Source organism: Planotetraspora thailandica, assembly GCF_016863335.1.
Taxonomy (GTDB): domain Bacteria; phylum Actinomycetota; class Actinomycetes; order Streptosporangiales; family Streptosporangiaceae; genus Planotetraspora; species Planotetraspora thailandica.
Genome location: NZ_BOOR01000034.1, coordinates 98,414 through 125,207, shown reverse-complemented (window position 1 = coordinate 125,207; position 26,794 = coordinate 98,414). Strand labels below are relative to the sequence as shown.

At 67.2% G+C, this 26,794-nt stretch carries 30 protein-coding genes and 1 tRNA gene; 13 read left to right on the top strand and 18 right to left on the bottom strand.

What is annotated here, in order from left to right:
• Positions 1–36: 36 nt before the first annotated feature.
• The 4 genes from Pth03_RS23040 to Pth03_RS23025 form a co-directional block, all read right to left on the bottom strand.
• Positions 37–1,206 (bottom strand): globin domain-containing protein, encoded by a 1,170-nt coding sequence (locus Pth03_RS23040; RefSeq protein ID WP_239119288.1) that lies wholly within the window; start codon positions 1,204–1,206, stop codon positions 37–39.
• A gap of 79 nt (positions 1,207–1,285) precedes the next feature.
• On the bottom strand, positions 1,286–1,714 hold the full coding sequence (locus Pth03_RS23035) for an RrF2 family transcriptional regulator (protein WP_203946421.1): 429 nt from the start codon (positions 1,712–1,714) through the stop codon (positions 1,286–1,288).
• Positions 1,715–1,935: 221 nt separating this feature from the next.
• Complete coding sequence (locus tag Pth03_RS23030; RefSeq protein WP_203946420.1) at positions 1,936–2,721, bottom strand: ABC transporter permease; 786 nt, start codon at positions 2,719–2,721, stop codon at positions 1,936–1,938.
• Between the two features lie 25 nt (positions 2,722–2,746).
• Positions 2,747–3,676 carry an ATP-binding cassette domain-containing protein gene (locus Pth03_RS23025; RefSeq protein WP_203946419.1) on the bottom strand — a complete coding sequence of 310 codons (930 nt, stop codon included), beginning with the start codon at positions 3,674–3,676 and terminating at the stop codon, positions 2,747–2,749.
• A 122-nt stretch (positions 3,677–3,798) separates the two neighbouring features.
• Between Pth03_RS23025 and Pth03_RS23020 the strand changes: the two genes are divergently transcribed.
• Complete coding sequence (locus Pth03_RS23020; RefSeq protein WP_203946418.1) at positions 3,799–4,551, top strand: TetR/AcrR family transcriptional regulator; 753 nt, start codon at positions 3,799–3,801, stop codon at positions 4,549–4,551.
• Between the two features lie 107 nt (positions 4,552–4,658).
• Here the strand turns inward: Pth03_RS23020 and Pth03_RS23015 are convergent, their stop codons facing one another.
• Together Pth03_RS23015 and Pth03_RS23010 are read right to left on the bottom strand one after the other, a co-directional pair.
• Positions 4,659–5,027: a DoxX family protein gene (locus Pth03_RS23015; RefSeq protein ID WP_203946417.1), complete on the bottom strand. Its 369-nt coding sequence runs from the start codon at positions 5,025–5,027 to the stop codon at positions 4,659–4,661.
• A 96-nt stretch (positions 5,028–5,123) separates the two neighbouring features.
• A complete protein-coding gene (locus tag Pth03_RS23010; RefSeq protein ID WP_203946416.1) occupies positions 5,124–5,606 on the bottom strand; it encodes an ester cyclase in 483 nt (160 codons plus the stop codon).
• A gap of 799 nt (positions 5,607–6,405) precedes the next feature.
• On the opposite strand from Pth03_RS23010, the gene Pth03_RS23005 reads away from it, so the two are divergent.
• Positions 6,406–6,654 (top strand): integrase core domain-containing protein, encoded by a 249-nt coding sequence (locus Pth03_RS23005; protein ID WP_203946415.1) that lies wholly within the window; start codon positions 6,406–6,408, stop codon positions 6,652–6,654.
• 82 nt (positions 6,655–6,736) lie between these two features.
• Here the strand turns inward: Pth03_RS23005 and Pth03_RS23000 are convergent, their stop codons facing one another.
• A complete protein-coding gene (locus Pth03_RS23000; RefSeq protein WP_203946414.1) occupies positions 6,737–7,513 on the bottom strand; it encodes an oxidoreductase in 777 nt (258 codons plus the stop codon).
• Between the two features lie 79 nt (positions 7,514–7,592).
• Entirely contained in the window at positions 7,593–8,171 is a 579-nt protein-coding gene (locus Pth03_RS22995; protein WP_203946413.1) for a TetR/AcrR family transcriptional regulator, read from the bottom strand.
• Positions 8,172–9,069: 898 nt separating this feature from the next.
• Between Pth03_RS22995 and Pth03_RS22990 the strand changes: the two genes are divergently transcribed.
• Together Pth03_RS22990 and Pth03_RS42200 are read left to right on the top strand one after the other, a co-directional pair.
• Positions 9,070–9,654 (top strand): DinB family protein, encoded by a 585-nt coding sequence (locus tag Pth03_RS22990; RefSeq protein ID WP_203946412.1) that lies wholly within the window; start codon positions 9,070–9,072, stop codon positions 9,652–9,654.
• Positions 9,655–9,750: 96 nt separating this feature from the next.
• A complete protein-coding gene (locus tag Pth03_RS42200; protein ID WP_203946411.1) occupies positions 9,751–10,368 on the top strand; it encodes a tyrosine-type recombinase/integrase in 618 nt (205 codons plus the stop codon).
• Positions 10,369–10,439: 71 nt separating this feature from the next.
• Here the strand turns inward: Pth03_RS42200 and Pth03_RS22980 are convergent.
• A tRNA-Ser gene (locus Pth03_RS22980) sits at positions 10,440–10,531 on the bottom strand.
• 239 nt (positions 10,532–10,770) lie between these two features.
• The gene (locus Pth03_RS22975) at positions 10,771–11,331 is read right to left on the bottom strand and encodes a YceI family protein (RefSeq protein WP_203946410.1); all 561 of its coding nucleotides are present in this window, start codon (positions 11,329–11,331) and stop codon (positions 10,771–10,773) included.
• 99 nt (positions 11,332–11,430) lie between these two features.
• Here Pth03_RS22975 and Pth03_RS22970 point away from each other — a divergent pair, with 99 nt between their 5' ends.
• A complete protein-coding gene (locus tag Pth03_RS22970) occupies positions 11,431–11,934 on the top strand; it encodes a MarR family winged helix-turn-helix transcriptional regulator (protein ID WP_239119286.1) in 504 nt (167 codons plus the stop codon).
• Here the strand turns inward: Pth03_RS22970 and Pth03_RS22965 are convergent.
• Positions 11,927–12,424, bottom strand: a complete 498-nt coding sequence (locus tag Pth03_RS22965; RefSeq protein ID WP_203946408.1) for a SigE family RNA polymerase sigma factor — start codon at positions 12,422–12,424, stop codon at positions 11,927–11,929. The two genes, Pth03_RS22970 and Pth03_RS22965, sit on opposite strands and share 8 nt — an antisense overlap.
• 333 nt (positions 12,425–12,757) lie before the next feature.
• On the opposite strand from Pth03_RS22965, the gene Pth03_RS22960 reads away from it, so the two are divergent.
• Together Pth03_RS22960 and Pth03_RS22955 are read left to right on the top strand one after the other, a co-directional pair.
• The gene (locus Pth03_RS22960; RefSeq protein WP_239119285.1) at positions 12,758–13,666 is read left to right on the top strand and encodes a hypothetical protein; all 909 of its coding nucleotides are present in this window, start codon (positions 12,758–12,760) and stop codon (positions 13,664–13,666) included.
• A gap of 3 nt (positions 13,667–13,669) precedes the next feature.
• Positions 13,670–14,482 carry a MauE/DoxX family redox-associated membrane protein gene (locus tag Pth03_RS22955; RefSeq protein ID WP_203946406.1) on the top strand — a complete coding sequence of 271 codons (813 nt, stop codon included), beginning with the start codon at positions 13,670–13,672 and terminating at the stop codon, positions 14,480–14,482.
• A 111-nt stretch (positions 14,483–14,593) separates the two neighbouring features.
• On the opposite strand, the gene Pth03_RS22950 is transcribed toward Pth03_RS22955, so the two are convergent.
• Entirely contained in the window at positions 14,594–15,775 is a 1,182-nt protein-coding gene (locus tag Pth03_RS22950; RefSeq protein WP_203946405.1) for an ATP-binding protein, read from the bottom strand.
• Between the two features lie 343 nt (positions 15,776–16,118).
• Here Pth03_RS22950 and Pth03_RS22945 point away from each other — a divergent pair, with 343 nt between their 5' ends.
• Entirely contained in the window at positions 16,119–16,883 is a 765-nt protein-coding gene (locus Pth03_RS22945) for a M15 family metallopeptidase (RefSeq protein ID WP_203946404.1), read from the top strand.
• A 265-nt stretch (positions 16,884–17,148) separates the two neighbouring features.
• Entirely contained in the window at positions 17,149–17,400 is a 252-nt protein-coding gene (locus tag Pth03_RS22940; RefSeq protein ID WP_203946403.1) for a hypothetical protein, read from the top strand.
• Positions 17,401–17,626: 226 nt separating this feature from the next.
• On the opposite strand, the gene Pth03_RS22935 is transcribed toward Pth03_RS22940, so the two are convergent.
• Positions 17,627–17,872, bottom strand: a complete 246-nt coding sequence (locus Pth03_RS22935; RefSeq protein ID WP_203946402.1) for a hypothetical protein — start codon at positions 17,870–17,872, stop codon at positions 17,627–17,629.
• A gap of 641 nt (positions 17,873–18,513) precedes the next feature.
• On the opposite strand from Pth03_RS22935, the gene Pth03_RS22930 reads away from it, so the two are divergent.
• A complete protein-coding gene (locus Pth03_RS22930) occupies positions 18,514–19,125 on the top strand; it encodes a S1 RNA-binding domain-containing protein (RefSeq protein WP_239119284.1) in 612 nt (203 codons plus the stop codon).
• Here Pth03_RS22930 and cutA read toward each other — a convergent pair.
• A complete protein-coding gene (gene cutA / locus Pth03_RS22925) occupies positions 19,115–19,426 on the bottom strand; it encodes a divalent-cation tolerance protein CutA (RefSeq protein WP_275413179.1) in 312 nt (103 codons plus the stop codon). The genes Pth03_RS22930 and cutA overlap by 11 nt on opposite strands.
• Before the next feature lie 1,285 nt (positions 19,427–20,711).
• Between cutA and Pth03_RS22920 the strand changes: the two genes are divergently transcribed.
• From Pth03_RS22920 to Pth03_RS22910, 3 genes are all read left to right on the top strand, one after another.
• Positions 20,712–20,936 carry a hypothetical protein gene (locus Pth03_RS22920; protein ID WP_203946399.1) on the top strand — a complete coding sequence of 75 codons (225 nt, stop codon included), beginning with the start codon at positions 20,712–20,714 and terminating at the stop codon, positions 20,934–20,936.
• 51 nt (positions 20,937–20,987) lie between these two features.
• Entirely contained in the window at positions 20,988–21,863 is an 876-nt protein-coding gene (locus Pth03_RS22915; protein WP_203946398.1) for an NUDIX hydrolase, read from the top strand.
• A gap of 165 nt (positions 21,864–22,028) precedes the next feature.
• Complete coding sequence (locus Pth03_RS22910) at positions 22,029–23,102, top strand: MFS transporter (protein WP_239119283.1); 1,074 nt, start codon at positions 22,029–22,031, stop codon at positions 23,100–23,102.
• Positions 23,103–23,108: 6 nt separating this feature from the next.
• Here the strand turns inward: Pth03_RS22910 and Pth03_RS22905 are convergent, their stop codons facing one another.
• The 4 genes from Pth03_RS22905 to Pth03_RS22890 form a co-directional block, all read right to left on the bottom strand.
• Entirely contained in the window at positions 23,109–23,951 is an 843-nt protein-coding gene (locus Pth03_RS22905; protein WP_203946397.1) for an MBL fold metallo-hydrolase, read from the bottom strand.
• A gap of 65 nt (positions 23,952–24,016) precedes the next feature.
• Entirely contained in the window at positions 24,017–25,450 is a 1,434-nt protein-coding gene (locus tag Pth03_RS22900) for a ferredoxin reductase family protein (RefSeq protein WP_239119282.1), read from the bottom strand.
• Positions 25,447–26,073 (bottom strand): DUF305 domain-containing protein, encoded by a 627-nt coding sequence (locus Pth03_RS22895; RefSeq protein ID WP_203946396.1) that lies wholly within the window; start codon positions 26,071–26,073, stop codon positions 25,447–25,449. Before Pth03_RS22895 ends, Pth03_RS22900 begins: the two co-directional genes overlap by 4 nt.
• Positions 26,074–26,467: 394 nt before the next feature.
• Entirely contained in the window at positions 26,468–26,740 is a 273-nt protein-coding gene (locus tag Pth03_RS22890) for a putative quinol monooxygenase (RefSeq protein WP_203946395.1), read from the bottom strand.
• Between the last annotated feature and the right edge of the window lie 54 nt (positions 26,741–26,794).

Here is a 26,794-nt window from a genome sequence, read left to right as displayed (position 1 = left end):
CGGGCCACAACGGTTCTCCGCGCCGCCCCCGCATGATCAGGCCGGCGTCGGCACGGGGACCGGGCGCCACTGTTCGGAGCCGAAGACCTCGTAGTGGATCCGCTCGTCCGGCACGCCACGGCGGTGTAGACCGGCCCGGACCATCTGCATGAACGGGACCGGACCGCACAGGTAGACATCCGCGTCGGGGTGCAGTGGGATCGCGTCGGTGTCGACGAAGCCGGTGAACGCATCCGGGGCGTCCAGGGCAGTCTGCTCGTACCAGACGAGGTTGCGGAAGGAACGTAGCCGGGAGCCGTTGGTGCTCATGTCGGCGCGTAGCGGGTGGCGTTCTACGCTTCGGTCGGCGTGCACCGCTGTGACGTCGCGGGTCGGCTGGGTGCGCGAGACATGGTCCAGGATGGCGGCCATCGGGGTGATGCCGACGCCCGCGCTGACGAGGAGCAGTGGTGCCTCGCCGGCGCGCAGGGTGAGTTGACCGTACGGGTGGCTCAGCCGCAGCCGGTCGCCTATGCCCACATGGTCGTGCAGGAAGCCGGAGACCACACCGTCCGGGGTGCCGTCGGCGCCGCGCACCCGCCGTACGGTGATCCGCAACATGCCGGCGGCGGCCGCCTGCGAGAGGGAGTACTGCCGCAACTGACTGGTGCCATCCGGCAGGTCGGCGGCGACGGTGACGTACTGGCCGGGCAGGAAGCCGGGAGCGGGGTAGCCGTCGGCCGGCGTGAGGATGAACGACATCGTGTCGTGCGCCTCAGCGATCTTGTTCGCCACGACGTATTCCCGCCATGGGGTGGCACCGTTCACGCCCGCCTCGGCGTAGAGGCGCGCCTCGCGGCCGATCAGCCGGGTGGCGAACAGCCAGTACACCTCGTCCCAGGCAGCGGCCACCGCCGGGGTGACCGCATCACCGAGCACGGTGCCGACCGCGCCCAGAAGGTACTTGCCCACCACCGTGTACTGCTCCGGGCGGATGCCCAGGGCGCAGTGTCGCTGTGCGATGCGCTCCACGATGCGGTCGAAGGCCGGGGCGTCCGGGCCGAGGCCGATCAGGTGCCCGGCGAACGCGGCAACCGCACCGGCCAGCGCGCTCTTCTGCTCGCCGGTCGCCTGCGCGCTGCGGCTGAAGAGGTTGAGCAGGTCAGGGTTTTCGCCGAGCATCGTGTCATAGAAGACGCCCGAGATGGTGCCGAGATGCTCGCCCACGACGGGGAGAGTCGCCTCGACGATAGGCGCACTTGTTGCGGAAAGCACTTGTCCCTCCAGGTACGGGGATGGTGACGGATCAGCGGCGGCCGAGGCTCAGCAGCACCTGCCGGGCCGGCGGCGCGGTCAGGTCCCCCACGGTGAGTGGGTCGAGGCTGGCGTAGAACGCCTCTTGTGCACGGCGTAGGGCTCCGCGCAGCAGGCACCCTCGGCTCACCGGGCAGATCGGGTCGCCGTCGCAGTCGACGACCTCGGTCCCGCCCTCCAGTTCGCGAACGATGCCGCCGATCGAAGCGGTTTGGGCCGTGGCAGCGAGGCGTACACCGCCACGACGACCACGGACGGTCTCCAGTAGCCCCAGGTGCTGCAGCCGCTGAACCACCTTGGCCAGGTGGTGCCGGGGTACGACGAGGGATTCGGCCAGCTCGTCGATGGTGAGCAGGTCGTCGCGGGTCGCGCCGAGCATGAGGATGCGGAGGCTGATGTCCGTGGAGCGGTTGAGGTACACAGCGCGACCCTATTTAACAGGACTCTGAGATTCCTCTTTTTGTGAGTGACATCACCCCCCGGAGGCGGGATCATCCTTCGGCAATGCAAGGGCCGCAGCCGACTGACCCTCCAGTCCGCCGGGGAAAGGCTGAAGCCGCGAACCCAGCGGAAGGCCCTCGAGTCCACGACACTCGGCCCGTAACCGGCGATACGGTCGGCATCGCAACGGGCGTGGCGCTTTCAGCCGTGGGTACGACGACGGAACAACCAGGTGGCAAAGGTGAACGAGCAGGTCAGCAGGCCGACACACCAGGCGAGTGCGATCCAGCCGGTGTTGCCGGTGGGGGTCCCGGTCAGCAGGCCCCGGACGGTCTCGATCACCGGTGTGATGGGCTGGTTCTCGCTCACCGCGTGCAGGAACGATGGCATGGTGTTCGTCGGCACGAAAGCACTGCTGAGGTAGGGCAGGAACAGCATGAGGAAGCTCAGCGTGCTGGCCGACTCCACGGACTTCGCGATCACGCCGAGCCCGGCCGCCAGCCAGGACAGAGCGAGCACGTAAATCAGAAGCAGAACGGCCGCGAGCACCCAGTCGGTGACCGTCGCGTCAGGACGGAATCCCATCGCGATGGCTGCGCCGATGACGACGGTGGTGGACAGCAGATTCCGGGCGATGCTTGCGACGACGTGTCCGGTGAGGACGGCGGAACTGCGGATCGGCAACGAGCGCAGCCGGTCGATCATGCCGCTGGTCATGTCGTCCGCGACGGACATCGCGGTGGATGCGGCGCCGTAGCCGGTGCACAGCAGGATGATGCCGGGCACCACGTAGTTGATGTATTGGGTGCCGGTGTTGATGGCCCCGCCGAAGACATAGACGAACAGCGACATCATGAGCAGCGGCAGGACGATCGACATGACCAGCGTGTCCACGTTGCGGCGGCTGAGCCGGATGCTGCGGCCGATCATGGTGAGGGAATCGCTTACGGCGTTGCGGGCGCCGCCGTGCACAGCGGTGGTGGTCATGGTCGTGGTCCTTTCGAGAGCCACGTCAGACCTGGACGGAGGTCCGGTCGGTGGTGGTCAGGGACAAGAACACGTCGTCCAGCGTCGGCCGGTGCGACGACACCTTGACCACCGGCACGCCCGCGGTCCGCAGGTCGTCCAGCACTCGGTGCAGGTGCTTCGCGCTGCCGTCGGACGGGATGCCCAGCACGAGCGGGTCGGTGCCGCGCGGTGCGTCGAACAGCGCGGCGGCACGGGCCACGTCAGCCTCCACCGCGAACCGCAGGTCGAGTCGATCCCCGCCCACCTGGGACTTCAGCGCGTCGGTCGTGCCGGACGCGGCGACCCTGCCCCCGTTGATAAGCACGATCCGGTCGGCCAGCCGGTCCGCCTCCTCCAGGTACTGTGTGGTGAGGACGATCGTCGTTCCCGACGAGACCAGGTCCTTGATGGCGTCCCACATCGTCGTCCGGCTGGACGGGTCGAGGCCGGTGGTCGGCTCGTCCAGGAAGATCACCCTCGGTTGCGAGACCAGGCTCATCGCCAGGTCCAGCCGTCGGCGCATGCCGCCGGAGTAGGTCTTCACTCGCCTATTCATGGCGTCCACCAGGTCGAAGCGTTCTAGGAGGTCCGTGGCACGGCGGCGGGCGGCAGGTCTGCCCAGGTGCATCAGGCGTCCGATCATGACCAGGTTCTCCCGGCCGGTCTGCTGATCGTCCAGCGCTACGGACTGACCGGTCAGGCTGATCACGCCGCGCACCTTGGTCGCTTCGCGCACGACGTCGTACCCGGCGATCCGCACACTGCCGAGGTTAGGGCGCAATAGCGTGGTCAGGATGCGGATGGTGGTGGTCTTCCCGGCGCCGTTCGGGCCCAGCAGCGCGAAGACCGTGCCTTCCGCGACGCGCAGGTCCACTCCGTCCAGAACCTTGGTGGATCCGAAGGCCTTGTGCAGGCCGGTTGCCTCGACGATCATCCTCGCTCCTTGGATGAGGCGGAATAATTGCGTACGAGCTACGCTTAAGAGCGTAACCCATACGCATCGGAGTCGGAGAGGCTGTTTTAGACTGTGTCCGTACTCGCGATGAGAGAGACCGGATGGCCGACGAGATCGAACTGCCCGACGAGGTGACCCTGCTCTGGGGGTTGCGCGAGACTGTCCGGCGGGGGCGCAAACCGTCCCTCACGGTCGCCGACATCACGCGGGCCGCGGTCGAGGTGGCGGACGCGGAAGGACTGGCCGCGGTATCGATGGCCAGGGTCGCCGCCCAACTCGGCAACTCCACGATGGCGCTGTACCGCTACGTGAAGAGCAAGGACGAACTGCTCCTGCTGATGTCGGACGCGGCCCTGGACGGACCACCGAACCTGCCGGACGGCCAGGACTGGCGGACCGGGCTGACGCTGTGGGCGCAGGGCTTGCTGAAGATGCTGCGACGGCACCCGTGGACCGCGCAGATCCCGATCAGCGGGCCGCCGGTGGGACCCAACAACCTCTGGTGGTTCGACCGCGCGCTTCGCGCGTTGGGCGACACCGGTCTCGACGAGGAGGACAAGGTCGGCGTCGTGATGGGCCTGTTGACCTTCGTGCACGGCGAGCTCCGGCTGAGCACCGAACTGTCCAAGGGCTACGTGGAGAACCCTGAGGCCTTCAGCCGCCAGTACGGCATGGCGCTCACGCAGGTGGTGGACGCGCAGCGGTTTCCCGCGCTGAGCAAGGTGATCGCGGCCGGCATCTTCGAGGGCGAGGTCCGCTACGACGAGGAGGTCGAGGGGGAGTTCGGGCTGGGCCTGTTCCTGGACGGCGTCGCCGCATTCATCGAGCGCAGGACCGAACGGCAGGGGTACTAGCGAAGCGAGGCTCGCCCTCCAATCCCCGCCGGAACTGCTGCCGATCCTCCGAGAGCAAGAAGAGTTCGGCGGTCCGCCTGTAAGGGCGTAGTGCGCACCTTGGGCGGTCACCAGCCGTAGGGGCCGAATCGACCCCAGGCGAGGAGCGCGGTGAGCACGAACAGGATGACGCTGACCGCCACTCCGGACGGCTCTTTGCGGCGGATGTGCGTGGCCGCCGCCAAGACCATCATGACGGCCAGCCCGGTCGCGGCGATCGGCGTCAGGACGGCTGCGATCCCGGTCGCTGCCGGTACGATCAGCCCGATTGCGCCGAGCAACTCCATCACACCGATGAACCGCACAGTCGCCTGGGAGAAGTCCTGCATCCATGGATATCTGCCGGTCAGCTTGTCCTTCGGCTGGAATTTCACCAGGCCGGACATGGCGAACAGGGCGGCCAGGATCGCCTGCACGATCCACAAGAACACATTCATCGAGGGGTCTCTCCTGCGGTCATCGGTGTTGGTCTCAGCAGTACGACGACACAAAGAGGCTTATTCAAAGGCTCATTGATGTCGGTTTCTAAGAAGTCATTCCGATTTGCCGCCACCAGGCTCTCCATTGCTGTGGTCATGAAAGCCTCCGGGAATCACGCCCAGTTGACGCATCTGCGAGGCGACGTCGACGACCCCCCAGATCTCAACGATTCGGCCGCCTGCGAAGCGGAAGATGAAGATCTCGTGGTACGCGACGGATTTGCCGGTCGGTGGGAGACCCCTGTACTCGCCCTGGTGCGTCCCGGTAACTGTGTTCCGGCAGACGACCTTGTCCCCTTCCGTGATCACATCCTCGACCGCAACCTGAATGTCGGGGAACGCGCGAAGGAGCGCCTCCCACACGTACTTGAGTGCCTGCGGCCCCGTCGCATCAATCGGCACTGGCGTGTGGAACAGCACGCCCGGCTCAACGACCTCGTCGATGGTCTTTGAGATGACCTCCGCATCGCCACTGTTGATGGCGTCATGGAAGCGGCTGAACGTCGCCTTGTTGCTTGTTGCCTGGGCTGTTGACATGTGGCTTCACCTCAGGGTCAGGCGGTCGCTGCGCACAGCGGGAGATTTGGCTCGGGTGTGCGGTAGCCCGTCCGGGTCGAGTCGCTTCTGGAGGACGGCCTGGATCTCGAACTAGATGATCCAAGCTGGGTAATTCACCACCGGTTTCATGTCGTCCCCATCGTCGTCCAGCCAGTCGGCAGGTGCGTCCAACTGCGGGCGTCTTCCGCGCTACCACATGGGGATCAACTGCCGGGTCGCTCTACGACGCCGGGAGTAGTCCGGCAGGCGTGCCCAGAGTGGGAGACGGCGCATTGGCGCGGTGGAGGCTGTGAACGGCCGGCGGCCCGTGTTCCCGCCGCCAGCCGCGACCGGCGTCCACGCCGCACGCCCGGACGGCGGGCGGGCGGCGGGCCGTGCGGCGACCACGACCGAGCGCTCTACCCACTGGCGAGCCTTCAGGTGAAGGACGCGAGCGAGCGGATAGGGGCCGCTCTCTGGGGCAACGCCCGGCAACTGCAACGAGAGCGGCTTTGAAGATCAGAAAAGCCCCTTCCCTGATCGGGAAAGGGCTTTGATCTGGCGGAGGCTGGGAGATTTGAACTCCCGATGGGCGCGAACCCAAACCGCATTAGCAGCTCGGATCATTGTCGTCCCGATCAGTCCAACCTGGACCAACACGGCTCGGCGGCCCTCATTGAACGGCCTGGCACGACGCAGAACTGCAACTAAAACTGCAACTAGAGCAGGCTCATGATCTGCGTGTATGTCAGCCAGCCGCGGTTCCTCGGCCATTGGATACCAATGGACACAGACGGGCTTGAGCCGGAGGATCCGGTCTGCTGGCTTCGTCGGGGTCGATGGCAGAAGGGATGCGCGGGGCTACACCTCAGCCACCTACGGCGAAGAGTTCTACCGGATGCTGGAAGGCGTCATCATCGACGACGCCGAGGTCTTCAACGACCAACTCCGAAAATGGGAGGACTACTACAACTGCCATCGGCCCCACGGCGGCCTCGGCGGCCAGACTCCCTACGAACGCCTCAAGCACACCACGACCCAGGCGTAAACGATCACTGTCGGTCGCACACTGCGACGTAGGCCCGTCTCCTCGCTCGCGGCCACGGACCTGCGGTAGTGGCGACGAGGTGTCAGATCGCCTTGATGGTGCCGCCGTCGATGACGTAGTCGGCGCCCGTGATGTTGCCGGCGATGTCGGAGAGAAGGAAGGCGATCAGGGCGGCCACCTCCTGGGGCTCGGTGATCCGACCGGTGGTGATGCTGAACGCTTGGGGGATCTGCGGGAGGAACGCGGCGTGCTCCGCTCCGGCGCTCGCGGCCACCTTGCCGCCGAACCCGTGCGGGTCCTCCCAGATGGCGGTACGAACGACGCCGGGTGAGACGGTGTTGACCCGCACGCCCTGGGGGCCGAACTCCTCGGCGAGGGACTTGCCGAGCGCGGCCAGGGCCGCCTTGGCCGCGCTGAAGACGACAGGGCCCGCGGCAGGAAGCCTGGAGTTGATGGACGAGACGTTCACCACCGACCCCCTTCGCTCGATCAGGCTGGGCAGGGCGGCCCGGGTGGCGCGGACCGTGCTGAAGAGGTTGAGGTCGAAGACAGCAGTCCACTGCTCATCGTCGGCTTCGAGGAAGCGGAGGGGCTCGTCCACGCCTCCGACGTTGTTCACGAGCAGGTCGATGCCGCCCAGTTCGGCGAGGGCGGTGTCGATGAGGGCGGTGACCCCTTCGGCGGTGGCGAGGTCTGCCGCGACCGGGACGGCTCCGCTGTCCTTGAGTTCCGGCGTGATGGTGCGGGCGGCACCGACGACCCGCACCCCCTCACTGATCAAGGTTTGAACGGTGGCCAGTCCGATGCCGCGGCTGGCGCCGGTGACGACGGCCGTCTTGGAGTCGAGGTTGAGCTGCATGATCACACCTTTTTCTTGAACTGTAGGTACAAAATTCGGGCATGGGTCGACCCCTCCCGCGCACGGGACGGCCAAGTATTCAGAGAGAGTCGATCACCGCGTCGATCACGCGGGAGAGGCGCTCCGGCCCGTCGGCGACCCTGGCGAGCAAGCGCAACCCCACGACGGTGTTCAGCAGCAGGCTCCCGATCGCCCGGGCGTCACGTTCTGGGCCGATCTCGCCCGCACGCTGCCCCTCCTCGATCACGGCGCGGAACGCCTCCTCGGTCTGGTCGAACATGCGGCGAACCAAACCGACGGCACTCTCGTCCGACTTGCTGAGCTCGGCGGCGGTGTTCACCGCCAGGCAGCCCCGGCGATCCGGGTCCGCCAGGTCCATCTCCGCCAGGCAGGTCAGCACCCGGCGCAGCCGGTCCTTCGCCGGACCTGGCTTCTCCAGCATGGCAACGACGTCCACCACCTGGCTGTCGCGATAGCGCTCCAGCGCGGCCTGGAACAGGCGATGCTTACTGCCGAAGGCATGGTAGAGACTGCCCTTGCCGATGCCGAGCGCGTCCACGAGGTCCTGTGGTGTGGTGGCGCTGTACCCCTTGCGCCAGAACACCTCCATGGCCTGCTCGACGGCCACATCCGGATCGAACTGCTTGGGCCTTCCCATATGGACGACGCTACCATATTCTTGACCTGGAGGTACATAAACGGTTGTCCACCGACCGGCAGGACCAGGACGCAGGCCACCCAACCCCGCGCACACCTTCCAAGCCGGACGAGCCTGCTCGGCAGTGACAAGGCCGCAATCCGCACTCTGACCGACAAAGCCTGATGCTCGCCGTCATCGACTGGCAGGCTGCACACACCGCGCTCAGCCGTGGTCGGCTCGCCTGCTCCTCCTGAGATGTCTCAGCGCGGATGACCAGCTCGGCAAGGATGCGCGACGCCTGGCAACTGCAACTGGAGCGCCTTTGAAGATCAGAAAAGCCCCTTCCCTGATCGGGAAAGGGCTTTGATCTGGCGGAGGCTGGGAGATTTGAACTCCCGATGGGCGCGAACCCAAACCGCATTAGCAGCTCGGATCATGACCGTCCCGACCAGTCCCACCTGGACCAACGCCACGTTGTGAGCCCCCTGGAACGGCCTGGGACGGCGGTGAACTGCAACCCAAACTGCAACCCATCGCATGCCGTCCCTCAACTGCCGACGGTTTTACAGGGAGTCGCCCGTTCCAGTTCGCTACGACCCCTGACCTGCGGCGCAGCCAGACGGCAGGGCGCCGCTCCCATAGATCGTTCCGCGCATATTCCGGATCATGAAAGACGCGCCTAAGAGGTCCTAACACCCCGAAACCCTGGGCCTCCTGCCCTGCGGGACCCTAAGTCCGGGCAGTGATCTTCACTGATCACGAATCTCCGGCAGCGCGGGGAGCGTGATCCCGTCCTCTGCGACGATCGCTGCGAGGACCTCGGCAAGCAGTGTGGCTGTGAGCGATAGTTGGCGGAGCCGACGCCAGGCAGCTCGCAACCTGAGCCCACCGGCGCAGCCTGACAGAATCGTGACCCATGATCGACGATTTCGCGAAAGACAACCTGCACGGGAGACTGCGGCGGGACCGCAAGGCGCTGCTCTGGAAACTCGACGGCTTGTCCGAATACGACGCCCGCCGACCTTTGACAGCGACCGGGACCAACCTCCTCGGCCTGGTCAAACACGTGGCCAGCGTCGAGGCCAGGTACTTCGGCGAGGTCTTCGACCGCCCTTCCCCGGAACCGCTGCCCCGGTGGCAGGACTCCAACGGCAGCGATCTGTGGGCGACCGCGGACGAGACCCGCGATCAGATCATCGGGTTCTATCGGCGCACGTGGGAACACTCGGACGCGACGATCAACGAGCTTCCCCTCGACGCCCCCGGCCACGTGCCGTGGTGGCCGGAGCCTTATGCCGACACAAACCTGTTCGCCATCATGGTCCATGTCCTCGGCGAGTCCATCCGGCACGCCGGGCACGCCGATATCCTGCGCGAGGGCCTCGACGGCCGGACCGGGTTGCGCGCCGAACACGAGAAGCAGATCGACAAGGAAGCCCGTGCAGCCTACTGCGCGAAGATCGAACTGGCCGCCAGGGCGGCCGCACCAATCAAGGCTTAACCACAATCGCGCCACCGTGGCCCCACCAAGGGCGGGGTCACGGTTCAATGCAGGTCAGTGGCTGTGTGCTGTCTTCCCTGAACGCTCCTGGACAGCATGCAACGCTGCGACAACCCTCACGGGTGCGGCGCGGAGTGGCACCGGTTCCCGTGTAAGCCGCGGTGCAAAGACCACAAGCACGACCCCGACTGTCCGCACGACTGCAAGAAACGCGGGCATGTCTGCCCGACCCGGACGTGCCCGAAGGACTGCACCGGCCACGCGGACCGCTGCCCAAGGCGCACGGACGACGGCATCATCTTCCGGCAACGCAAAGGCCGCAGCAGGCTGACCCTCCAGTGCCCTTCCGAATTGCTGCCCGTCCTCCGTGAACACAGGAAGATCCAGGATGCCGAACGCGCGGAGGCCGGCGAACTCTGGGAGGACCACGATCTCCTGTTCCCCACCCGGCGGGGCCGGCCAATGGAGCGCAGCGAGGACTACAAGATGTGGAAAGCGCTCCTAAGGCGGGCTGGAGTCAGAGAGGCCAGGCTCCACGACGCCCGCCACACGGCAGGGACGCTCCTCGTCGAGCAGGGCGTCCACATCCGGGTAGTCCAAGAGATCCTCGGCCACGCCCGTGTCACCACGACCGAGCGCTACACCCACGTGGCGACCCTCCAGGTGAAGGACGCGAGCGAGCGCATGGGGGCCGCTCTCTGGGGCGATGAGTGACAACTGCAACTAGAGCGCGTTTGAAGATCAGAAAAGCCCCTTCCCTGATCAACGGGAAAGGGGCTTTGATCTGGCGGAGGCTGGGAGATTTGAACTCCCGATGGGCGCGAACCCAAACCGCATTAGCAGTGCGGCGCCATAGACCTGACTAGGCGAAGCCTCCTGGTTGCCGAGTGGCTCAGGACAGAGTACCGGCGAAAGCGTGGGGCGGCAAAGCGGAATCCTCGTTACGAGGCAGTCCCGGCGCTGCCGACCATGCACCCGTCCGGCGGCGGGTGCCCGGTGACTATATGCCCAGATGGGCTGAGACAGCGCAAGCCAGACACGCGGGTTTTCCCCAGGACGATACACAGCCCTTATCCACAGGGTGTGGACAAGGGCTGAATACGCGGATCCCCGAGGTCAGACCCGTACGGCCTCGCCCTCGATCTCAATCTTGATCTTCTTGCTCACGAGGACGCCGCCGGCCTCGATGGCCACGTTCCAGGTGAGGCCGAAGTCCTCGCGGTTGATCTCGGTCACGGCGGAGAAGCCGAAGACTTCGTTGCCGTAGGGGCTCGTGCCGGCGCCGCCGAACTCCACCTTGAGCGCAACCTCCTGGGTGACGCCGCGGATCGTCAGGTCGCCGACGAGGGTGAACTCGTCCCCTGCGTGGTCCTTCACGCCGGTGCTGCGGAAGGTGATCTCCTCGTGCTGCTCGGCCGCGAGGAAGTCGTCGCTCTTCAGGTGCCCGTCACGGTCGGCGACACCGGTGTCGACGCTGCCGCTCTTGAGGACGACCTCGGCGGTCGAGTCAAGCGGGTTCTCCGCGATCACGATCTTGGCGTCGAAGTCGGCGAAGTGACCGCGGACCTTGGTCACCATCATGTGCTTGGCGACAAAACCCACGCGCGTGTGGGTCTTGTCCAGGACGAACTCTCCGGCCGTCGGGATGGTGAGGCCTTCCCACTCGCGGACACTCATTGTGGACTCCTGGGGTAGTTGCTCCGTCGATGATTGCGCGAACAACTTTCTACAGGAGGATTATTCCGCGCGTCAACTATCGTCGCGTAGACTTTGCACATGGACCCTTTTGACGACCCCCGGCTCACCGCGATGGGCCTGCTCGTAGAGGTTGCGACCGGACTGACCGTCAAGGCCCATCAGTCCTTCACCGCAGTAGGCCTGTCCGACGTCGACTTCGAAACGTTGATCCGCCTGGCCCGATCTCCCCGGCAAAGGCTGCGCATGAGCGACCTCGCGGCCCAGACGTCATTGTCCACCAGCGGCATCACCAGGGTCGTCGACAGGCTCGAGCGCGAGGGCCTGGTCATGCGGGAGGCGTGCAGCACCGACCGCCGAGCCTCCTACGCCGTCCTCACCGAGGCGGGCGCGGAGCGGCTCAAAGCCGTCATGCCACAGCATCTCAACGATATTGAGACATATTTCACCGGCCTGCTCACACCGCAGCAGCTGTCCGACTTCCTGGACGCCCTTCGCATCATCCGCGACGTCGTACGACCATGCGCCACCGTAGGCGTGGAGCGCGCTTCCAGCGAGCAGTGCGAGGGGGAGAAGGTCAGTTGAGGGCTTCGCGCCCGGCCGGCACCAGGTCGCCGCGCAGTTTCGCCATTCCGCGCGAGACAGTGCTCTTGACCGTGCCGACGCTGATGCCGAGCGTCTTGGCGATCTCCGACTCGCTCATGTCCTCGTAGTAGCGGAGCACGATCGCCGTACGCTGCCGGGCGGGCAGCCGATCGAGGGCCTGCTCGAGCTCGTCGTATCCGTGCCGATGATCAGGTTGTACGGGGACCTCGGGAATGTCGTCCGACGGATACTCCTCGAGTTTGCGCCGCCGCCACCACGAAATGTTGATGTTCACCATCGCCCTGCGTACGTAACTGTCCAGCGAGGACCGGTCCTGGATCCGGTCCCACGCGAGATAGGTCTTGGCGAGGGCGGCCTGAAGCAGGTCCTCGGCGTCGCAGGCGTTCCCGGTCAGCTGATGGGCGACCCGCAGCAGGGCCGCCCCCCGGGACACCACATATGTATGAAACTCCTCGTGGTTCACGATCATGCGATCACCAACCTGGCCGGATAGGCATCTCGTGCCAGAATGGCAGCCTCACTCCAGAATCCGGCTGAACCGGAATCCAGGTTTCGTGCAGCCAGGCGCAAAGATCGCGCAAGCTCGGTGGCGGAGCCCTCGCCCGAGCCTCATCCGTACAGCCGCCGCCAGGCAGTGATTTGCCCGGAGCGGGGCGAAACGCGTTGCACCCGGGATGGGATTATTGCTCCCGCGTTATGCCTTGGGCTGCAATTCATCCTCTGTCCGGATACGCGGCATGTGACGCTAGACGCGAAGTGGGGAGGGGCCATGCCGTACCGGACTGCTGTTGAACGTCGGCGCATGCTCGCGGCGGCGGCGCTCGGCCGCGACGCGGAGCCCGCGCGGCTGACCGCGGACGACGGCATGACGCTGCACGCCGTGAGCGGCGAGATCCTCGACGTGAGCCCGCACCTGATCATCGTCGAGGACGACGAGGGTGTGGAGCGGCGACTGGTCATCGCCCCGTGGGCGACCGCGTGGCATGGGGAGCCCGTCCCCCCGGCCGACCTTCCCATCGGGGCTCATGTGGTGATCCGGGCATTGCGCGCGGGCACGGTGGTGGAGCGCATCTGGGCGAACATCACCCGGATGACCGGGATCATCCTCAGCGTCACCGGGAGGCAGGACCTCACGGTCGAACTGGACGCGGGCCCCCACCGGGGCCGCCGCACCATCGTCATCCCCTATCGCTCGTCCGGGCGCATTCGGGTTCGGCACCCGCAACTCGAGCCCGGCTACCTCTTCGACGCCATCGGCCTGATGGACGGGGGAGCCGCGACGGCCTGCATCCCCGCGACCTCCCAGCCGCCGTATCGCGCGAAGGCCGTGCCGCCGTCGCCCCCGGCGTACCGGGGTGTGCAGTCGAAGATCTCGGGCGCCGCCGCGTGGGCGGATTTCCCCGAGCACGGCGTCACCTATCCCATGCTCGAAGAGGCCGACGCGGGTTGCGGCATGACGGGCGTCTCGTGCGCCGGCCTGCCGTACCTGGCGATCGGCTCAACGTTGTTCGTGCGCAACGTGTGCGACGGCCGGGCGAACGCTCTGCCCATCGTCGGCTGCGGCTGCATCGCCGGACGCTTCTGCGACCGGTGCCTGGAGTGCGGCACCTCGCCGCGCGGCAGGCTGGTGGAGTTGTCCGCCACGGCCTACGTCGAACTGGGTGGAGACCTGGTCAAAGGCTGCTTCAACGCTCGTGTCGGACTGGGGTGAATCGTGCTTTCGACCATCGCGGCGGCCTCGCTGCCCATCCTTGTGGTGATGTTGCTCCTCGGAGGCCTGGCGAAGCTGTTCACGGCGAGGAGCGACGCCGAGCCGGGCGGGCTCGTCCGCCTCGGCCCAGCGGTGCTCGTTCCCGAACGGTTCCGCACACCCGCAATGATCGTGTGTGCGTTCGGGGAGTTCATGCTGGTCGGAGTCTTACTGCTGGTCGACGCCGGCGTGATCCGCTGGCTACCCGTGGCGTTCTTCGCCGTCTCGACCTACGTCTTGTTGGACCTTCGGCGCCGACGGCCTGATGCGGGATGCGGCTGTTTCGGCGAGGTCAGCTCGGCTCCGATCGGCCTGCGGTCGATTACACGCGCGATGGTCCTGGCCGCGATGGCGGTGCTCGTGGCCGTCGAGGGAACCGGCGTGTCCACCACGCTGGCCGCCTGGTCGTGGACGACGACCGTCTGGCTGGGCGGCGGCGTCGCCCTGCTGCTGGCCTTGTCGCCTGAGGTCGGGGAGAGCTTCGCCCGTCTGCGTTACCGTGCGCCGTGCGAGCAGCGCCCGCTTCCCGCCGGGCGGGCCCTGTCCCGCCTCCAGGCGAGTGCGGCGTGGCGGTCCCACGCTCCGACGCTGACGTCCGACGAACCCGCCGACATGTGGCGCGAGTTGTGCTGGCGCTTCTTCGTCTTCCCTGCGCAAAACGGCACCGACGTGGTCTTCGCGGTCTATCTGAGCGGTCGCAGGCCTGCGGTGAAGGCCGCGGTCGTCAGCCCCGACGGCAGGCCGGTCCCGCCTCTGCGGGAATCTATGCATGTATAGCGTCTAGCCAATACAGGCATAGATTCCCGCATGAAGCGGCCGCGATTAAGCTCTCTACGGCTCTCTAGCTTCCCCTCTAGAAAGCCGTAGAGAGGTCAATGGGGCGGGAGATCACAGCGGCTGGGCACGCAGGAACCTCCCGAAGTGGGGAACCGTGAAGCCGATCACCCCGCGCTCGGCGCTGTAGATCAGGCCTTTCTTGATGAGGCTGTCGCGCGCCGGGGACAGGCTGGACGGCTTGCGGCCGAGCACGTCGGCCACCTCCGCCGTCGGCACCGGGTCGTCCCCGAGTTGGGCCATCGCGTGCATGTAGTCGCGCTCGGCGGGAGTGGCCCGTTCGTAGCGGCTGCCGAAGAAGCCGACGGCCAGCTCCTCCTCCGCCTCCGGGGCCGAGACCTTGATGTCGTCGACGGTGATCGGGCTGCGAGGCGCGAGATCCCAGGCGACCTTGCCGTACGCCTGGACGAAGTAGGGGTATCCGTCGGCGGCCTCGTAGAGCGCGTCGAGGGCGTCGGGGGTGAACTCGACGTCCTCCCGCTCGGCCGGCGCGATCAGCGCGAGGTCGGCAGCGTCCCGGTCGAGCCGGTCGATCCTGGCATAGCGGAACAGGCGCTCGGAGTAGCTCTTGCTGGCCGACAACACGCTGGGCAGATGGGGCAGGCCCGCACCGACCACGATCAGCGGCCCGCCCGACTGGGAGAGCTCGTGACAGGCGGCGCACAGTGCGGAGATGTCGGGCGCCTGCACGTCCTGCATCTCGTCGATGAACAGGGCGATCCCGACGCCGAGGTCGGTCGCGACCCCGGCCGCGTCGACGAACAGCTCGGTCAGGTCGATCTCCAGGTCGCCGGAGTCGGCCCGGCCGCGCGAGGCCGGCACGTCGATGCCGGGCGACCAGTGAGAGGTGCCTTTCGCCGCCGCGGGGTCGCGCATGGCGAAGGCCTTCAGCACGCCGAGGAACTCCTCGATGCGCTCCGGCGCCCGGTGGCGGGGGGCGAGCTCGCGGATCGCCATGTGCAGGGCGGCGGCGACGGGCCGGCGGATGGACTGGTCGGGCCGGGCCTCGATCTTGCCCGTGCCCCACAACCGCTGCATGGCCATCGACTTGAACGTGTTGAGCAGCACGGTCTTGCCCACGCCCCGCAGGCCCGTGAGGACCATGCTTCGCTCCGGACGGCCCCTGGCCACCCGTTCCAGCACGACTTCGAACTGCTGCAGCTCACGGTCGCGCCCGGCGAGCTCCGGAGGGCGCTGACCCGCACCGGGGGCATAGGGATTGCGCACGGGGTCCACGCTCTCGGACTTTATGACGGGATATAGCGGCCGTCGTAGATTTCCGTAGAAAGTGCTACGGCGTGTCGCCCGCGGGCGGACAAGCCGGGCGGGAACGACGACGTCACCCGTCGCGGGAAGGGGATTCGCGCATGGCTCCGGGGCGAGAAGCGTCATCACACACCCTTCCACGTGCCGAGACTCCGACCGAACCCTTGTTCGATCCGATGGCGAAGACTGTAGCGCCCCATCGAACATGTGCGCGAGGCTTTCCGGAAAAAGCCCCGGCAAAGGCCGTCACGAAGCCGGAGCTCCAACACGTGAGTCTGCCTCACGGCTTGCGGCGCACAGGTACTCTGCGCGTATGCCATCCAGATGGAACCCCAGGTCAGCGGTGGCGGCGGCCGCCGTCCTCGGGTTGACCGCCTGCGGCGGGACGAGCGTCGCCACGTCCACGTCGGGCGCCTTCCAGGCGGAGGCGGCGGTGACACCCGCGCCCTCGCCCTCCGCCACACCTGCTCCGGAGCCCACCCCGGCACCCTCGCCCACCCGTACGGGCCCGCCGAAGTTCTCCGCGACCGTCCGGGAGGTCACCAAGGCGGACCTGCCGTACTCGTGGCATTCGGGCTGCCCGGTGTTAACGAGCCAGCTCCGCGAGATCACCATGACCTACTGGGGCTTCGACGGGAAAGCGCACACGGGAAAGCTCGTGACGAACCAGTCCGTCACGAAGGACGTGATCTCCGTCTTCTCCAAGCTGTACGGCTACCGCTTCCCCATCCGCCGCATGCAGCCGGTGGACGCCTACAAGGGCAGCGACGACGACTCGATCGACGCCGACAACACCTCGGGCTTCAACTGCAGGAGCGCCACGGGGTCGAACTCCTGGTCCGAGCACGCCTACGGCATGGCGATCGACGTGAACCCGCGCGAGAACCCCTACGTCTACGCCGACGGCAGCAACCAGCACAGGAACGCCGACGCGTTCGTGCGCCGCCCGCTCAAGAAGCCAGGCGTGATCAACGCGGGCGACAGGGTGGTCCGGGCGTTCGCGTCGGTCGGCTGGGGCTGGGGCGGATTGTGGTCCGGCGACAAGGACTACCAGCACTTCTCAGAGAACGGACGCTGAGACCAGTGGCGATATCGCGGGTGACCCTCTGACCTGCGATTCGACCCCTCATCGCTTCTCAATGTTTCCGGGCGTCTCACGCCCTCGTGTGCCCTCGTTGTGCCCTAAGCCCTGGGATCGGCTTGCGGCTCGCCTGTCAGAGTGGATATTCCGGCATCCGGAGATTCGTGACTGGATCTGTGACGATGCGGCATGGTCTGTGCTTTCCGGGGCGGCGCGATCCGACGTGAAACTTATCGGAAACGGGGGCCTAGGAGACAGGCGGATGCATGTCGTCCAAGTGATCGCAATGCTGGACATCGTTGATCGAAGCTCGTCAATCATTCGTGACTACGGGTCTTATCAAGTGGTGGAGTTTTCAGCATTCCGCCACAGCACAGAAAGCGAAGTGCGCTCGCGCGTCTTCAGGATCCCCGGTTCCTACACGGACCTGTTCGTCGGGAGCGCGGTGAAAGCGTCGCTCGACGACGCGGGGATCAGGGGGCTGGGGTACACGCCTGTTCCCTTCGCCGGCTGACATCGCCAGGTCTTCAGTGATCGACCAACGGCCTTGACCTGTGACGGTGCTTGACCTGGGACCTTTCCTTATCAGGTAACGGCACCGATGGGTTGCGCTGGCCTTATGGGGTCTCCATCTACGGAAACGGGCTGCTGCCGTTCGCGAGTGTCCGTGCTCATCCACTGGCGTTGTCACGCAGTTGCCCACTCAGGCGAGGACCAGTTCCCGGACGTTGGGCAGGGTTTCAGGTCAGGTCGGCTTGCGCCTGCTCTGTTTCCTCAGAGATCACTCGAGCTGCGTCGTCTCGAACTTCGTTCCAGACTTCCAGGTCTTCAGCCTCGAATGCCTTGTCAAGCGCGCTGCGCACCTCGCTGACAGGGCGGCCCCGATGGGTGGCCCGAACGCCGTCAAGCGCCCTCAGATACTTCTCCACGCGCTCCCGAACATACGGCACGAATTTGTCATAGCCACCGGCACCCGACGTCTCCATGCTCCAATTCGACCACGTCTCGCACGCTTGTGGCATGCGCGTGAGGGTTTGACGAATCGTTGCGGTGGTGCTGAATCGGCGCTCGTCGGTTTCCGGGTCTCATCGGCCCTGCGCGTACCCATGGCCATGACCGTCCACCCATCGGGAGACCTTCATCCGCACAAGCCGTAACGGCGTCAATCTGAGGCTCACGCCGCTTGTCGGCGTGGTGCGCGCCGCCGCCAGCGGGACCGGGCGAAGAGCCGCAGCCCGCCGGTGGGCGGGCGCGCGGCCAACAGGTAGACCTTGTGTCCGTGCCCATCTCGTGAGTGCGGGCCGTGATGACAAGCTCGTCAGCGCTGTGCCCCTCACTCGACCCTCCGCGGTGCCACCGGAAGCAGCTCACCAAACAGCTCCTGCACCGATCCATCTCCCGGCGTGCCCGTCCCCTTTGCGGGCCGCCTTCCATCGGATCGTCGAGCCTGCCCCCTCCAACGTCACCGCTCCCTCTCCTCCCCGTACCGATGCTCCGCCGAAGGCGGCTTGAAGACATAAGCGAAGTCGTAACAGCGTCGGTGAGTGCGGTCATGTCCTGTCCCGGGACATGCTTGACAGATCACTCCCGTCGTGGCCACCTTGATCCTCGTGGCAGGGTGGACGAAATGAGTAGGGCGGAGCACGAGCAGGGCGACCATGGCGAGGTCCGGCCAGCCCTTGGCTCGACAGAGAGTCCGGAACTCTGGGCGTTCCTCGAGTCCCTGCGCCCTGGCGAGATCCTTTCCGGCGTGGTGGCCGCGATCGAGTCCTTCGGGGTGTTCGTCGCTTTGGACGATGGCCCCGACCACCCAGTCTTCCCCGGGGTGGGCTTCATCTCGTTTCCCGAGCTGTCTTGGCGGCGTTTCGACGATCCTTCCGACGTTGTCCAGGTGGGGCAGCGGGTCACATGCGAGATGCTCCAGTTCGACACCTGGAATGGAGAGGCCCGACTATCCCTGCGGGCGACACAGCCGGACCCGTTCCAGGAGGTCTTCTCGAACCTTCACGTAGGGCAAGTACTGCAGGGCACGGTCTCCAAGCTCGTCCCCTTCGGTGCCTTCGTCCGCGTAGACGCCGACATCGAGGGCCTGGTCCATCTTCGCGAGCTCGACTGGGAGCCCATCGAAGCCCCCGAGGAAGTCGTCCAACTCGGTGACCAAGTCACCGTTGTCGTTACCGAAATCGACGTGGACAGACGCCGACTTTCCCTCTCGCGAAAGCGAGCAATTACCTCCTAGGCGAGCTCACCGTCTCGGACCGGACCCAGGACAGATACTCCGGGTTCCCATCCGCGATCGGCAGGGCGACCACGCACGGCACCTCATACGGGTGCTCGCGCGTGGTCCGTTCGATGATCTGCGGCACAAGAGCCAGGCGCGTATGGAGTGCAACGCGTCCCTCGCTGCGGTCGTAGATCTCACCCTGCCATCGATAGATGGAGCGGATGGTCTGGAAGTTGTGCCCCGCCGCGCATAGTCGATCTTCGACCAGCCGCCGAGCGAACTCGACCAACCAATCAGGATCTGGCGCAGTGATCACAACCTCGCAGACTTCATCCAAGGTCGGCGCTCTCCTGCTCCTTCATGGTCGCGATCAGGTCGCGGGCCTCGTCTTCGCTCTTGCTCATGGCTCCCCAGCCGGTCACGACTCTCCCCTGGGTAGAGCTGGCCGGCAAGCCCGTGTGCCACACGCTCGTTTTCGCGACACCCAACAGGCGGGCGGCGCATCGGGAGTATCTGTACGAACGTCAGTGGCGACTGGCCCTTGAGCGAGCCGGCATCGAGGTCCCTCCTGCCGAGGATGAGCAACGGCGGTCGTACAGAGAGAACGGGATGCATGCCCTGCGGCACTTCTACGCTTCAGTTCTGCTTGACGGCGGCGAGAGCATCAAGGAGCTGAGCGAGTACCTCGGACACCATGATCCGGGCTTCACACTGTAGACCTGCACCCATCTCATGCCTTCGAGTGAGGACCGCACTCGAAGGGCCGTAGACAGTACCCTCGGGGCACATGGTCTGCTCCCGAGTGCCCTGGATGTGCCCCGGCAGAGGACTGAGGAGTGTTGGCTCGGCTCAGACCTAACGACTTCCTTGGTCATCACGGACCACCAGCACTTCTCGGATAACGGACACTGAATCTCCGTCCGGCGATCATTGGAAAGCCGGCGCCCATGCACACGGATCTTGACACCGGAAGCCCGACAAAGATCGACAACCGCTTGCGCCGGGCAAAATGATCTACGCCGTCCCGAATAGGCATAAGCGACCAAATTTGCGAACGCGTGCTGGCGCCCACCCCTCCGTCTCCGCGCGCGGCGACAGCCCGAACCGGCTTGGGCGAAAATGCGATCACACGACGCCGAAAACCCGATCTGACGCCATCAGGCCAGCTCAGAACACATTCTGCATGTCTCCTGAATGTCTTCCAAGCGGGCGCCGCACGAGCTCTTCACGCATCACGAACGGCGGTCGAGAAACGCCTGCCGATCATTTCCGGCGGAAGGCTTACTGGGGGTCCGTGCTCCTCCCGACGACCCGACGGGGCCGGGAAAGAGCAACGCCCGCTCCTCCAGCTGAAAGGAAGCGGGCGCCTTCTGTACTCTGATATGAAATCTCCTGATTCTCCTGAAATGTGGGGAATCACGAGTGAGGTGTTACACGTTAGTAGAACTGCGGGAACGGGTCGGGAAGGATCGCTTACCGGTTCATAACGATCGGCCATCGGGCCCGTCACATCACGACCCGGAGGTCCCGCACCCAGGTCACGACCCGCCCCCGGGTGGCATGACAGGAGAAGGATGTCCGGCTGGCAGCAATCAGGTCCCGTGTCCCCCATCTGGCCGCCCGACCGATTCGAGGTCCGCTCCGCCCGGCCGATCCCCGACTTCAGGTCCGCGGAACGTTACGCCTTCGCGCCGCTCGCGCAGGAGGCTGTCGCGCGGATGAGAGAGGCACAGATCGCGACACAGATCCAGGTCATCAGGCTCGACGACGGCGTCGTCCTGTTCGACCTCGCCGTCGGAGTGGAGGCGCCTCCGGAGACCTGGTGATCGCGGGCACGGGATCATCGTTCACAACACGTTCTGCGGCAGGATGAGGCCATGGCGGCGAGGGACGGCGACGGCTGGGCGCATTGCGACCGAGGCCACGATCACTGGGGCCTGTACGGCGCGGCCGGCCTGCTCGCTGTGCACTACACGCAGGACGGCATGCCGTACGTGCTGATGCAGAAGCGGGCCTGGTGGAGCCATCACGGCGGCACGTGGGGGCTGCCCGGCGGCGCGCTCGACAGCCACGAGGACGCGATCACGGGCGCGCTGCGCGAGGCATGGGAGGAGGCGGCGATCACCGCCGAGCTGCTGCGCGTCGGGGGCGTGTTCGTCGACGACCACGGCGGGTGGACGTTCCGCACGGTGATCGCGCAGGCCACGGGCATGCTGGACGCCAAGCCGGCCAACGGCGAGACCGAGGACATGCGCTGGGTGGCCGCCGACGAGGTCGCGATCAAGAAGCTGCACCCGGGCTTCGCCGAGACGTGGCCGTGGATCAGCCTCGCGCTCAGCCCGGTGACCCTCGTGCTCGACATGGCCAACATCGTCGGTGCGCGGGCCGAGCACGGCTGGTGGAAGGACCGTGCGGGAGCCGCCCGCCGCCTGCTGGACGAACTGGTCCCGCTCGCCTCCACGGGGCTCGCGGGGCCGGCCGAGGTGCTCCCCGCGCTGACCCCGTGGTTCCCCCGGGTCGTCGCCGTCCTGGAGGGGGCGGCCTCCGGCGCCGCCGCCACGGCCCCGGGCGGCGTCGACGTCGTGGTGGCCCCGGGCAGCGGAGACGACGCGATCGTCGAGGTCGTCCGGGCGGCCATGCCGTACGAGAAGGTGCTGGTGGTCACGGCCGACCGCGGCCTGCGTGAGCGCGTGGCCGCGCTGGGCGGCCTGGTCGCCGGCCCGCGCTGGCTGCTCGACCAACTCGGCCGGTGAAATCGCGCGCGGCCGGTGAAACCGCGCGCGGCCAGCTCGGCCGGTGAAATCGCGCGCGGGCGCGGTCCGTCGATTAGAGTCCGGGACATGAGCCGACGACATTGATCTTCACCTGAACGGGCCCTCGCGGCCCGGCTCTACGCCTACTCCTTCTTCGAGCACTGCGTGCTCTTCTACGCGGTGTACGCGGTCCTGTTCGCCGAGCACGGGCTGTCCCCCGGTGAGATCTCGTCCCTTTTCGTGATCTGGTCGGTCGCCAGTGTCGTTGTCGAGGTGCCGTCCGGCCTGTGGGCCGACGTGTTCTCCCGGCGCCGGCTGCTGATCATCGGCCCGCTCCTCACCGCCGCGGGCTTTTCCCTGTGGACGTTCGCGCCCTCCTATCCCGGGTTCGCGATCGGCTTCGTGTTGTGGGGTGCGGGCGGATCCCTGCGTTCGGGCACCTTGCAGGCCCTCGTCTACGAGGAGCTCGCCCGGCTCGGCGCCGCCGCGAGCTACGCCCGGCTGACCGGACGCTCCGAGGCGGTCGGCACGACGGCGGTGATGGTCGCCGCCGGACTCACGGGCCCCGTGCTCGCGGCGGGCGGCTACCTTGCCGTGGGGCTGATCAGCGTGGGGACGACCCTGGCCGTCGCCCTCATCGGGTGGTCCTTCCCCGAGTCGCGCGCGCCCGCGGAGGAGCGCGATGAGGCGACCTTCATGGACGTGCTCCGCGACGGCCTCGCCGAAGTGCGCCGCTCTCCCCCCGTCCGCAAGCTGTTCCTGCTCCTCGCGGTGATCTCGGGGGCGGGGGCGCTGGACGAGTATCTCCCGCTGCTCGCCAAGGGGACAGGCGTCTCAACAGCGGCCGTGCCCGTGCTCATGGTGACGGTGTATGCCGGGGCCGCCGCCGGCGGATGGCTGGCCGGGCGGGCGCCGCGCGCCCTGGCTCCCGCCCTGGCCGTGGCCGCGCTCTGCCTCGGCGTCGGCGCGGCCACGGCACGGCCGGCGGGTTTCGTGCTCGTCGCCGTCGCGTTCGGCGTCTTCCAGTGGGCCACCGCCGCGATGGAGGCGCGGCTGCAGGACGGCATCTCCGACCGCTCCCGCGCCACCGTCACCTCGATGTCCGGCCTGGGCATCGAGGCGGTCGCGGTGCTCGTCTTCGCCGGGTACGGCACGGGCTCGCTCTGGGCCGATCCATGGCTGATCTTCACCGTGGCGGCCGTGCCGTACCTGGTGGTCGCCGTGCTGGTGCGCCGATGATCTCCGTCAGCCGCCCGGCCACGGCGACTCCGGCCGCGTGCCGGCCCGCCGTACGGGCAGGTGGTAGGTCTCACCGCGCCCGATGTAGTGGACGAGGTGGCCGAGCCGTGCCCGGTTGACCTGCTGCTGGAAGTCGTCGATCCCCGAGCTGAACATCTCGTAGTCGTCGAAGTGCACCGGGAGCACGGACGCCGGCTTGATCAGCTGGATCCACTCGGCGCCCTGCCAGCCGTCCATGGTCACGAGCACGCCAAGGATCTTGGTGCCGCCCAGGTGGACGATGCCGGCGTCGATGTCCGGGAAGCGCTGCGGGATCTCCGTCAGGCAGGGGTCCATGACGGTGTCCCCGCTGATGTGCAGGCGGAGATCCATCTCACCGTGCTGGCTGAAGTCGAGCACGCTGCCCATGCAGGGCGGCATCAGCATCTGGGTCGGACCCGGCCCGTGCCTGGCGGGAGTGGCCGTGATCGTCAGGGTGTGATCGCCCCTGACGATGCGGTGCACGTCCCAGTCGTCGAGCCCGGCGGCGTTGCGGAACCCCTGCCGCTTGAGCTTGTGGGCCGCGTGGTGCGTGGTGACGATCGGAAGGTCTTTGTCGAGGCCGCGCCGGGCGATCCGGTCCCAGTGGTCGCCGTGCATGTGCGAGAGCACGACCGCGTCCAGCGGTGGCAGCTCGTAGACGTCCATCGCCGGTTCGGTGCGGCGCCGCGTGGACAGGCCCCAGCCGAGATGGGCCCGCTGGCCGCGGTGCAGGAAGTTCGGGTCGGTCAGGACCGTGAACCCGCCGCAGCGAATGATCGTGGTCGCGTTTCCGATGAAGAAGACGCTCGCATCCGTTCGATCGCGCATGCTGATCCCCCTCTCCCCAATTTCAGGCTACGCATACCTGGACAAATCGCCCATATGGGGGTCGATCAGAAGTCGAACTGCTCCAGGTGGATGCGCCGATTGGGCACACCCGCGCGCCTCAGGGCCCGCCGGGCCGCGGTCGTCATGCCGGCCGGGCCGCACAGGTACACGTCGTGCACGGCCAGGCCCGGGATCAGGGACCTCAGGGCCCGCCCGGTCAGAGGCACGGCACGGCCGCGCCGCGACCCGGGGGTCTCGTCCACCGTGTAGTGGACCCTGGCGCCCCGCGCGGCGGCGATGGCGTCCAGTTCGTTTCGCAAGATCAGGTCCTCGTCCCGCCGGGCCAGGTAGACCAGCGTCACCTGTCCGGGCAACGTCTCGAAGAGCGCCCGCAGCGGGCTGATGCCCACGCCCCCGCCGACCAGCAGCACCTGCGGACGTCGCCGGCGGGCCGCGGTCAGCGCGCCGTACGGGCCCTCCGCCCACACCCGCACGCCGGGCCGCAGACCGGCCAGCGCGCGGCTGTGGCCGCCCACCCCCTTGACGGTGATCCGCAGGAAGCGGGCGTTGGGCGGGGCCGACAGGGAGTAGGGGTTCGCGGTCCACCACATGCCCCGAGCCAGGAAACGCCAGCGGAAGAACTGGCCGGGCTCGGCGCCCAGTTCGTGGAGACGCTCCCCGACCAGGTAGACCGACACCACGCCCGGCGACTCCCTGCGAACCTCCGCCACCTTGAGACGGTGGCGCAGGGCCCGGCGCAGGGGCGTGACGAAGCGGTACCAGATCAGCAGGAAGGCGGCGGACACGTAAAGCGCCAGCCAAAGGGCGCTGGCCGCCTGGTTTTCGAGGAAGTCCGGCCCCAGGAGCTGGTGGCTGAAGGCCAGGAAGATCGCAGCGTAGGTGACGAAGTGGAGGTAATGCCACAGCTCGTACGGCAGCCGCCCCCGCAGCTTCCGCACGGAGACGATCCCGACGCCGATCAGAAAGGCCAGGCCGACGGTCGCCTCCAGCAGGCCGGGCCCGTCCATGATCAGCGTTGTGACGCCTTCCACCACGCCCTTCCCGGGGCCCGTGCCGTACGCGGCCGACGCGAAGACCGCGTGGGCGAGCGACAGCACGACGGTGTACCGGCCGATCACGGCGTGCCAGCGGGCCAGCCGGTCGGAGCCGATCCCGCGGTCCAGCAACGGCATCCGCGACACCAGCGCCACGAGGATCGCGCAGGCGTATCCGGCGAGCAGACCGGTGAGCCGGCCGGCCCACGCGGACCAGCCGTGGAGGCCGGGGGCCGGCCCCGACCAGCATCCCGAGGTGGCGGCGACCGCACCCGCGGCGATCAGCGTGAGCACGACGAGCGGATGCGCCTGCGGCACGGGGGCCGGTTCCGGCATGCCGCGCCGCCTGGGCGGGGTGGAGGCGGTGCGCGCGGTGGAAGCGGTGTGCGTAGTGGGCACGGCGTGGCCGCCGCGCGTGGGGCGCACGTTCGCGGCGGACCTCACTCCCCGATGCCTTCGAGCTGGGTGAGCTCACTCTCGTGCGCCTCGGCCATGGACGCGGCGAACGCCTTGGTGTCCGCATCGCCCCCTGCCCCCTGCTCGCCCTTCGCCACCAGCACGGACTGCATGAGGAACTCGCGCGTGTGCTGGGCGAAGAGCCGGTCGAAGGCCGCGCCGTCGGCCGCGCTGATCAGGCCGAGCTCGTCCGTCGTGACCATGCCCGGCAGGTTGTGCCCCTCATGCTCGTTGACGTACGGCACGCCCGACCGGTCGAGCAGCTCGTGCAGGCGCTGGAGCTCCGCGCGGTTGCCGGCGCCGAGGCTCTTGGACAGCACTGCGATCTTGGGGTCGGAGGTCTTCGCCGGCGCCATGTCGAGCAGCAACACGGCCTGTTCCGTCATGGGGATCATGAGCTGCAACCAGGCGACGTCGGTCGCGTTGAAGGAGCCGGACGGGGCGGCGGCAGGCGCGGACGCGCCGTTCACGCCGCCGGGGATCGGGGCCTGGGCCTGGGCGGACAGGTGGTGCGCGGCCGAATGACTGGGGGGCCCTGCGGCGACGCATCGCGTGACGAGCACCGCGGTGATCACCGCAAGGATCGGTACGCCGATCGTGGCCGCTCTCATGTCAGCCCCTCTCATTAGGGCCGGATCTGGGAGGTGAGACCCAGGGGCCTCGCCCCAGGTTAAAACGGACTTAAAACCCGCCCAAGTACATACGCACATCTTTATGCGCCTAAATGGTCGGACGTCTGCACTTATGGACGGCCGCCCGGCGGAGCGAGGGCACCGGCGCGCGGCGATTGGGGACATGATCAGCTCGCCCGGCGCACCGGCGGCATGATCGGTCGGCGACGGGCGGGAACCGCGAGCGAACGCATTGGATCTCCTCAAAAGCCGAATCAATTCGGCCTCTGACCATGACGCCATGACGAGACAACGCCCTCTGCACAGAGCGTGGTCTCTCTACGGAGACGCCGCGGGAGCCCGCTAAATCACAAAAAGTCGGGCCTGAGTGAGATCAGAGGGATACGCGATACTCCGCCACCTGCGCGTCGCGGATCGCCGCCACCTGGTCCGGCTCGGGACCGGAGCCGCGGAAGCGCTCAAGATGCACGGCCGACTCCCAGTGCTCGTACACGTTGATCCGCCCCGGCTCGATGGAGTCGGGCGACAGGGCGAAGTCGAGACAGCCGGGGGTGGTCCGCGCCTGCTCGATGACGGCACGGCAGCCCGCCAGGTAGTCCTGGCGGGCCGCCGGATCGACGTAGAGCTTCCCGGAAACGATGATCAAGGGGGCCTCCATCGGCCGATCGGGCGACGACACCGACACGCTACGTCACCGCAC